10 protein-coding genes are annotated in these 8874 nt (G+C 68.8%); 5 read left to right on the forward strand and 5 right to left on the reverse strand.

Features of this window, described 5'->3' with window-relative positions; all coding sequences use genetic code 11:
- Positions 1 to 48: 48 nt before the first annotated feature.
- Positions 49 to 897: a helix-turn-helix domain-containing protein gene (locus ABIB15_RS12355; RefSeq protein WP_354478990.1), complete on the reverse strand. Its 849-nt coding sequence runs from the start codon at positions 895 to 897 to the stop codon at positions 49 to 51.
- A 72-nt stretch (positions 898 to 969) separates the two neighbouring features.
- Here ABIB15_RS12355 and ABIB15_RS12360 point away from each other — a divergent pair, with 72 nt between their 5' ends.
- Positions 970 to 1887, forward strand: a complete 918-nt coding sequence (locus ABIB15_RS12360) for a phytanoyl-CoA dioxygenase family protein (RefSeq protein ID WP_354478993.1) — start codon at positions 970 to 972, stop codon at positions 1885 to 1887.
- A 9-nt stretch (positions 1888 to 1896) separates the two neighbouring features.
- Here the strand turns inward: ABIB15_RS12360 and ABIB15_RS12365 are convergent, their stop codons facing one another.
- A complete protein-coding gene (locus ABIB15_RS12365) occupies positions 1897 to 2271 on the reverse strand; it encodes a DUF4190 domain-containing protein (protein WP_354478996.1) in 375 nt (124 codons plus the stop codon).
- Positions 2272 to 2325: 54 nt separating this feature from the next.
- Positions 2326 to 3423 carry a phosphoribosylformylglycinamidine cyclo-ligase gene (purM, locus tag ABIB15_RS12370; RefSeq protein WP_354478999.1) on the reverse strand — a complete coding sequence of 366 codons (1098 nt, stop codon included), beginning with the start codon at positions 3421 to 3423 and terminating at the stop codon, positions 2326 to 2328.
- Between the two features lie 88 nt (positions 3424 to 3511).
- Here purM and purF point away from each other — a divergent pair, with 88 nt between their 5' ends.
- The gene (gene purF, locus ABIB15_RS12375) at positions 3512 to 4969 is read left to right on the forward strand and encodes an amidophosphoribosyltransferase (RefSeq protein ID WP_354479002.1); all 1458 of its coding nucleotides are present in this window, start codon (positions 3512 to 3514) and stop codon (positions 4967 to 4969) included.
- Positions 4970 to 5271: 302 nt separating this feature from the next.
- On the opposite strand, the gene ABIB15_RS12380 is transcribed toward purF, so the two are convergent.
- On the reverse strand, positions 5272 to 5730 hold the full coding sequence (locus tag ABIB15_RS12380) for a hypothetical protein (protein ID WP_354479005.1): 459 nt from the start codon (positions 5728 to 5730) through the stop codon (positions 5272 to 5274).
- 18 nt (positions 5731 to 5748) lie between these two features.
- Complete coding sequence (locus ABIB15_RS12385; RefSeq protein WP_354479008.1) at positions 5749 to 6120, reverse strand: sterol carrier family protein; 372 nt, start codon at positions 6118 to 6120, stop codon at positions 5749 to 5751.
- 37 nt (positions 6121 to 6157) lie between these two features.
- Between ABIB15_RS12385 and purD the strand changes: the two genes are divergently transcribed.
- The 3 genes from purD to ABIB15_RS12400 all read left to right on the forward strand — a co-directional run.
- Entirely contained in the window at positions 6158 to 7411 is a 1254-nt protein-coding gene (gene purD, locus ABIB15_RS12390) for a phosphoribosylamine--glycine ligase (RefSeq protein ID WP_354479010.1), read from the forward strand.
- Between the two features lie 79 nt (positions 7412 to 7490).
- A complete protein-coding gene (locus ABIB15_RS12395) occupies positions 7491 to 8384 on the forward strand; it encodes a phosphoribosylaminoimidazolesuccinocarboxamide synthase (RefSeq protein ID WP_502908962.1) in 894 nt (297 codons plus the stop codon).
- A 178-nt stretch (positions 8385 to 8562) separates the two neighbouring features.
- On the forward strand, positions 8563 to 8874 hold a 312-nt coding region (locus ABIB15_RS12400), incomplete at its 3' end, for a hypothetical protein (protein WP_354479016.1).

Raw genomic sequence — 8874 nt, forward strand, 5'->3', positions numbered from 1 at the left:
CGCACCGCCCCCGGGTCTCGAACAGCCGTCGCCAACTGCTGCCCGCGATCAACCGCCCGCGTGCATCCTCCGGTAGCTCGCCAGCGGCATTCCGCACGCCGCGGTGAAGCTGGCGTAGAACGTGCTGTGCGAGGGGAACCCCGACGCCCGCCCGACATCGGACACCGGGATGTCGCCGGTGACGAGCAGGCGTTGCGCCTCTCCCACCCGGTACTGCACAAGGTAGGCGTGGATCGAGAGTCCGACGACGCGCTTGAACAGCGCGGTGGCGTAGTGCGGGTGCACGTGCGCCACCTCGGCGACCTGCGCGACCCGCAGCGGCCGATGGAAGTTGTCGGCGATGTAGGCCGCCATGTCGCCCGCCCGCCGCACGGCGTCGTCGTCGGCCCCGGCAACGGCAGACGAGGCGCCACCCGGCGTCGGCCCGGCGCTCCCCTGCGGCTGGGCGACCAGCGCGAACCGGGAGAGGAACGCCTCCACCTCGAGCGCCGCCACGGATTCCGCGAACTCGGAGCCGCTCGCCAGGTCGTGCGTCCACGGCGCGAGCCGCCGCCCGCCGTCGGCCACCGTCCAGTCCGCGGGGGCGACTAGCACCTCGCCGCCGAGCAGCGCCCGCACCGCCGCGCGGGGCACCCGCCACGAGGTGAACCTGGCCAGCGGAATGGTGAGCCAGGTGATCGGCGCTTCGGCGCGCACCTCCACGAGCTGGTGCGGTGTCGCGCCCCAGAACGCGGAGACCCTTCCGGCCGGCACCTCGACCCGTCGCCCGCCCACCATGTAGGCGAGGTCCGACGCACTGAAGTTCACCTCGATGTCGTTGTGCTGGTGCGCGGTCGACATCCGCCCGGCACTCGCGCTCCAGCAGGAGAACCCAAACGAAGCACGGTCACCGAACATGAGTTGATTATTCCGGAAACGAACCGCGAAATTCGAGATGAATGCCGAATACCACGTCCGTATCGTGGGTGCATGATCACCACCAGCATCCGTCAGCTCACCCCGCACCACCTGACCGCCGAGCAGGTCGCGACCTTCGATGAGCAGGGCTACCTCGTGCTCAAGAGCCGCATTCCGGCCGATCTCCTGCTCCGCCTCCAGGATGCCGCGGCGCGCTGGATCGAGACCGGCCGCACCTCCGCCGCATCCGGGCACCCCGACCCCGACTACGTCTTCGCTCAGCGTTCCGGCGGCCGCGTGATGTTCCGCATTGACTACCTTCACGGCAAGAGCGAGCCCGCCTCCCTCGAGCTGCTCGGCAGCCCCGCCGTGCTCAGGATCGCGGAGAGTCTCGCCGGGGCGAATTTCGTGCCCACCTACGAATCCCTCGTCTTCAAGGACGAGGGCGACGGCGCCGCCATCGACTGGCACCAGGACGCCGTGCACCCCCGCAACCACCGCATCTTCAACGTCGATGTCTACCTCGACGCCGCGCGTCCCGGTGAGGGCTCGTTGCGCGTCGCCCCGGGGTCACACACCAGGCCCGTCGACGTCTGCCAGCTCGCCGAGGAGTACGGCTGGGACGCCCCCGGCGTCGTGCAGACCGAGCTCGAGCCCGGTGACGTGCTCGTGCACGACGTCATGGTGGTGCACGGGTCGGAGGCCGTGACCAACAATCGCCTGCGCCGCACGATCTACTACGAATTCCGTCCCGCGGAGCAGATCATTGCAGAGGGGCCGTGGAGCGCCGAGTGGGTCGACCAGCGGATGCGCCTGATTCCGCTCGCCCTCGCGGCGGATGCGCGCCGGCATCCGGGGGACGGCGGATTCGCCTGGAACCCCGACGACCGGTTCCGGCCCGAGGTCGGCGACGACGCGGAGGCCGAGCTGCGCATTGCGCACAGAGTGCACAGCAGAGGCTCCTACTGCAGCGCCGGCAGCGTGGCCTAGTGGCGCCGGTCAGGCGTTGAGAACGGCCGCGTTGCTCATCTCGACGAACGCCGGGATCGAGAAGATCCCGATGCTGAGCGCGATGATCAGGATCACCACCATCACCAGCCCGAGGAACAGTATCGCGCCGTTGATCCACACGCCCGCGAGGGCGAAGTTCCTGCCCTCCGGCTCACGCCGCAGGCCCATCACGCCGAGCACGAGTCCGACGATCGGCACCACGACGGTGAATCCGAAGAACAGCGACAGGATTCCGAGCACCGTGCTCGCGATGCTGAGCCCGCGCTCCGGCGCCTGGGAGAAGCCGTTTGACTGGTACGGGTTGGTGTCGTAGCCGCTACCGGGCTGCGGCGGCGGGGTGGGTGCATTCTGCGGATCGGTCATCTACACGAAACTAGACTCTGCGGCATCCGGGGGCCACCCCCGCATCCGGGGCGATCAGGCGTAGGCGCCGACGAGGCGAACGGCGCCGCCGTCGACACCCTTCGCGCCCTGCTCGAAACCGGTGAGGTCGCGCGCGGCGGTCTGGACGACGCCGAGCGTCCACGCCGGGATGCCGCCGTCGCGCAGCCGGTCGACGATGATTGCGGCCTTGTCGGCGCGCACGACCGCGATCATGCCGATGCCGAGGTTCCAGGTTCCCTCGGTGTCGGCGAGCGAGAGGCCGCCCCACCCGGCGAGCACGTGGAAGACGGGCTGAGGAGTCCAGCTGCTGCGCTCGAGCTCGACCCAGGAGCCCACCGGCAGCACGCGGGCGAGGTTCGCGGCGATGCCGCCCCCGGTGACGTGGCTGAGCGCGTGCACGCCGTCGCCCGTGACGGGGTCGTCGAGCAGCCGCAGCAGTGGTGCGGTGTAGAGCCGGGTCGGCTCGAGCAGCACCTCGCCGATGAGGCCGCCGAGGTCGTCGGAGTGGTCGGTGTAGCCGGCGTCCCGCCCGGCGAGGATGTGCCGCACGAGCGAATAGCCGTTGCTGTGCAGGCCGGATGATTCGAGCGCCACCACGACGTCGCCGTCGGTCACCCGGTGCGCACCGAGCAGGGCATCCGCCTCGACCGCGCCGACCGCGGCGCCCGCGACGTCGTAGTCGTCGGGGCCGAGCAGGCCCGGATGCTCGGCCGTCTCGCCGCCGACGAGGGCGGTGCCGGTCTCGGAGCATCCGCGCGCGATGCCGGCGACGATCGCCGCGATCCGCTCGGGGATGACCTTGCCGCAGGCGATGTAGTCGGTCATGAACAGGGGTTTCGCGCCGACGACGACGATGTCGTCGACGACCATGCCGACGAGGTCGAGTCCGATGGTGTCGTGCTTGTCGAGCGCCTGCGCGATTGCGACCTTGGTGCCGACCCCGTCGGTCGAGGTCGCGAGCAGCGGGCGCTCGAACGACTTCAGGAACGACACGTCGAAGAGGCCGGCAAAGCCGCCCACACCGCCGACGACTCCGGGCCCGTGCGTCGCGGAGACGGCCGACTTCATGAGCTCGACGGCGAGATCCCCGGCGGCGGTGTCCACGCCGGCGGCACTGTAACTGTTCGACATTCGCGGTTCCGTTCGTGAGCGTGAAAGACTGGGGTGCGCCGCGTTATTCAGCTGCGGTACAACTCTATGGTCTGGAGCACGCCCACGAATGTGCGGCATTGTCGGCATTGTTTCTTCGGAACCCGCCAACCAACTCGTCTACGAAAGCCTTCTCCTGCTGCAGCACCGCGGCCAGGACTCGACCGGCATCGCTACCGCCGACGGCCGAACCTTCCACATGGTGAAGGCAAAAGGCCAGGTGCGGGAGGCATTCCGCACGCGTGACATGCGTGCTCTGCCCGGCACCATGGGCCTCGGCCACGTGCGCTACGCGACCCGCGGTTCCGCCGCGAACGAGGAGGAGGCGCAGCCGTTCTACGTGAACGCGCCCTACGGCATCGTTCTCGTGCACAACGGCAACCTCACCAACACCCGCGAGCTCACCCAAGAGCTGTTCGATATCGACCGGCGCCACCTCAACACGACATCCGACACCGAACTGCTCGTCAATGTGCTCGCGCACGAGCTGCAGCAGCAGGTGTCCGGCGCCGACCTCGACCCCTCGCAGATCTTCGCGGCGGTCGAGCGAGTGCACGAGCGGGTCGAGGGCTCCTATGCCACGATCGCGCTCATTCCCGGACACGGCCTGCTCGCGTTCCGCGATCCGTTCGGCATCCGTCCGCTCGTTCTGGGCCGGCGCCCCAAGGGCATGGTCGGCTACGAGTGGGTCGTCGCATCCGAGTCGCTCGTGCTCGAGAGCGGCGGATACGAGATGGTTCGGGATGTCGCGCCCGGCGAGGCGATCTTCATCGCCCTCGATGGCGAGATGACCTCGAAGCAGTGCGCGGCGAACCCGCGGCTGATTCCGTGCTCGTTCGAGTACGTGTACCTCGCCCGCCCCGACTCGGTCATGAACGGCATCTCGGTCTACGAGGCGCGGCTTCGGCTCGGCGACAGCCTCGCCGACACGATCGCGAAGTACACCCCGCGCGGCGACATCGACGTCGTCATGCCCATTCCGGATTCGGCCAGGCCCGCGGCGATGCAGGTGGCCCGCAAGCTCGGGCTCGAGTACCGCGAGGGCTTCTACAAGAACCGCTACGTCGGCCGCACGTTCATCATGCCGGGGCAGGCGGAGCGCAAGAAGAGCGTGCGGCAGAAGCTCAACGCGATGGGCAGCGAGTTCCGCGGCAAGAACATCCTCATCGTCGACGACTCGATCGTGCGCGGGACGACCTCGAAGGAGATCGTCGAGATGGCGAGGCTCGCCGGGGCCAACAAGGTCACCTTCACGTCGGCGGCCCCGCCCGTGCGCTTTCCGCACGTCTACGGAATCAACATGCCCAGCCGGCACGAGCTCGTGGCGCACGGGAAGAAGATTCCCGACATCCGCACGGACCTCGGCGCGGACTACCTGATCTTTCAGGAGGTCGCGGACATGCAGGCGGCGATCATCGCCGGCTCGTCGGTCACCGAGCTCGAGATGAGCTGCTTCACGGGCGACTACGTCACTGGCTCGGTCTCGCCGGAGTACCTCAACTGGGTCGAGCGCAACCAGGCCAGCTAGCCGCTGGGGGCTGTCATTATTCAGGAGTAGTCGGCCCGGCGGGCTTTCATTATTCAGGAGTAACCAGCCCTGCGGGCTTTCATCATTCAGGAGTAACCAGCCCGGCGGGCTTTCATCATTCAGGACCCGGCGGGGCGGATGCTGCAAAATCGGCCGAACCGTCGGCGGCAGGCATCCGTTTGATCCGGTTTTTAGCCCTGGCTCAGGCGAATCTCCTGAATAATGACAGGCCGCCCAGCCTCAAACCCCTGAATAATGACAGGCCGCCCAGCCTCAAACTCCTGAATAATGAAAGCTGAAGGTCAGTCTTCGAGGTCACCCTCGACGTCTTCCGGCGTCGGGTCGACGACAGTGCGCTCGGCGCCCATCGTCTTCGCGCGGCGCGTGGCAACCGTGTCGAGGGCGATCGCGACGAGCCCCCCGATCGCGGCGCCGGCCGAGACGCCGATGAGCGCGAAGTAGCCGAACAGCGCCGCGAATCCGACGAGGGGGTCGATCGGGAACGCCGCCGTGAGGATGTACGCGACGATCGCGCCCAGTCCTGCCCCGAGCAGGATGAAGCGCGGGTAACGCGGGGCGCGGCGCATGGTCACGCTGCCCTCGCTCGTCACACCGCCATTACTCGGCGAGCTGCCCGCGCTCGCCAAGCGGCCAGCGGGGTCGGATGCCGCGCCCTCCGGATCGGTGCCGGCCGGCGCGGTACTGCCGGCCTGTGGAGTGCTGCCCGCGGGGTCGGCGCCCTGGGGCTGTTGGTCGGTCATGCCCCTATTGTTGCCGACTCAGACGGGAGTTCGCTGCCACAGCACGGGGAGCTCGTCGGAGAGGTCCGCGCGCTGGCCGGAGGCGGAGACGTTGCCACGCTGCACAGCATCCGCCCATCCGATTCCGCCGGTCGCGAGCTGGAGCCAGGTCGCGGCATCCGTCTCGATGACGTTCGGAGGCGTGCCACGGGTGTGATTCGGACCCTCGACGCATTGCACCGCGCCGAACGGCGGAACCCGTACCTCGACTGTGCCTCCCGGCGCGTTCTCGGAGAGCACCTGCAGCAGGTACCGCACCGCGACAGCGGTCGTCTCCCGATCCGCCCCGGGCCGCAGCGCCTGCCGAACCGCCGCTTCGCCGACAAGTGCCACTATTTTCGCTCTGCCCATGGTTCTACGGTAACAACCGCCCCGCTAACCTTGCAGGGTGAGAATCCTCGTTCTTGGCTCCGGTGCGCGTGAACACGCCATCATCACGGCACTGCTCGCGGAGAATGCGGGCCACGACATCACTGCGGCACCCGGCAACGCCGGCATCGCGCTCGATGTTCCGGTGATCCACCTCGACCCGACTAACGGTGCGGTCGTCGCCGGCTTCGCGCTGGACAACGACATCGAACTCGTCATCATCGGCCCGGAGGCACCACTCGTCGCCGGCGTCGCCGACACGCTGCGCAACCGCGGCATCGCCGTGTTCGGCCCTGGCAAGGCGGCCGCCCAGCTCGAAGGGAGCAAGACCTTCGCCAAGCGGATCATGGATGACGCCGGAGTTCCGACCGGCCGTGCGACGCGGTCGGGCACGCTCGAGGAGGCCATCGAGGCCATCGACGAGTACGGCGCCCCCTACGTCGTGAAGGCCGACGGGCTCGCGGCGGGCAAGGGCGTGCTCGTGACCGGTGAACGCAATGCCGCCATCGCGCACGCCGAGTACTGGCTGCGCCACGGGAGCGTGCTCGTCGAGGAGTTCCTCGCCGGCCAGGAGGTGTCGCTGTTCCTGCTCAGCGACGGCCACAGCGTGCTCCCGCTCTCCCCCGCGCAGGATTACAAGCGTCTCTTCGACGGAGACCTCGGCCCCAACACCGGCGGAATGGGTTCTTACTCGCCGCTCCCCTGGCTGCCGGAGGGCTTCGTCGACGAGGTCATCGACACGATCGCGATCCCCACCGTGCGCCAGCTCGCCGCGGAGCAGACGCCGTTCATCGGGCTGCTGTACTGCGGTCTCATCGTGACGGACCACGGCATCCGCGTCATAGAATTCAACGCCCGATTCGGCGACCCCGAGACGCAGGCGGTGCTGCCGCGTCTCATCACCCCGCTCAGCGGCCTGCTGTTTGCCGCATCGACCGGCGGCCTCGGCTCGCTGCCGCGCCCGCGGTTCACGGCCGATGTCGCCGTCACGGTCGTGCTCGCGAGCGAGGGATACCCGGAGACCCCGATCACCGGGCGGGTCATCACCGGACTCGACGAGGCCCTCGCGATGCCCGGCATCACGATCACCCACGCCGCCACCGCGGCCCTCGACAACACCGGCCTCGTCGCGACCGGCGGCCGCGTGCTCAGCGTCGTCGCCGTCGCCCCGAGCTTTACCGAGGCGAGGGCGCGCGCGTATCGGGCGCTCGAGGTCATCAAGCTCGAAGGCGGGCAGTACCGCACCGACATCGCGGCGCGCGTCGCAGAGTAGGGCGGGGACGGATGCTGGCGCCGGGCCTGGCAGCCTCGCCGGCAGTGGGCGGCCTCGCCGGCAGTGAATAATGGGGGGCGTGACCGACGCGACTGATCTCCCCGGCTGGACCCACGAATACTCCGGGAAGGTGCGCGACCTGTATTCGTCGCCCGACTACCCGGGACGGATGCTCGTGGTTGCGAGCGACCGGGTGAGCGCGTTCGACCACATCCTCGAGCCGGGCATCCCGGGCAAAGGCTCGCTGCTCACCCAGCTGAGCCTGTGGTGGTTCGCCCAACTCGACGGCATCCCAAACCACATTGTGGCCCCCGTCGCGGACAACCCGGAGGCGTCCGCCGGACTGCCCGAGTCGGTCGCCGGCCGGGCGATGCTGGCGAAAAGGCTCGAGATGTTCCCGATCGAGTGCGTTGTGCGCGGATACCTTGTGGGATCTGGATGGCTGGAGTACCAGCAGACCCAGAGCGTCTGCGGCGTTCCCCTCCCGGCCGGACTCGACAACGGCGACCGCCTGCCCGAGCCCATCTATACGCCCGCGTTCAAGGCGACGCTCGGCGACCACGACGAGAACATCACCTTCGAGCGCACCGTCGAACTCGTCGGCGAGGACGTTGCAACGGCGCTGCGGGAGAGGAGCCTGGAGATCTTCCGCCGGGCATCCGAGATCGCCGCCGGGCGCGGGATCATCCTCGCCGACACCAAGTTCGAGTTCGGCGCGGACCCCGAGACGGGCGAGATCACCCTCGGCGACGAGGTGCTCACGAGCGACAGCAGCCGGTTCTGGGATGCGGCGGCCTGGGAGTCTGGGGATAGGGGCGCCAGCTTCGACAAGCAGATCGTGCGCAACTGGCTCGCGGCGAACTGGGACCCCACCTCCGGCGAGGGCTCGCCCCCGCCGCCCCTGCCGCCGGAGATCGTGGCCCAGACCGCCGCGCGCTACCGCGAGCTGATCGAGCGGCTGACACGGCACTAGCCCAAGGCGCCGATCTCGGCCGGGTCAGCAGGTCGCGTGTGTCGACACTCCGCACGGGGTGCCTTCCACTCCTCCTCCACAGGGCCTGTTCCGGGAGGGTTGTTCACAGGCAATACCCCAGATCAAGGTGTTGTTTGGTGTCTGCGGGAATGTCGGTGGTGCCTGTCAGTATGTGGGTATGTGCAAGACAACCGACACCCTCATCGACAGCGCTGCTGCGTTCGCGGCCGTGTGGGCTGGTGCGCTCACCGGGTTCGGCGACCAGGTCGGCGTGCACCCCGCCACTGGCGCGCCCGATGCGACCACGGGCGCGTTCGGCGAAGCGGTCGTTGTGGCACCCGCCCAGCTCGATGTCGAGACCATGTCCGACGCGGGTCTGCTCCGGGCGCTCCGGTCGGGGTACACCCTGAAGCGGCAGGTTGATGCGCTGCTGGTGCGTGCCGCGGGGGAGCTCAGTGTGCGCTCCCGCCCCTCGCTGGGCCAGGGCGGG

Origin of the sequence: Marisediminicola sp. UYEF4, assembly GCF_040546025.1 — a bacterium.
Classification (GTDB): Bacteria; Actinomycetota; Actinomycetes; order Actinomycetales; family Microbacteriaceae; genus Marisediminicola.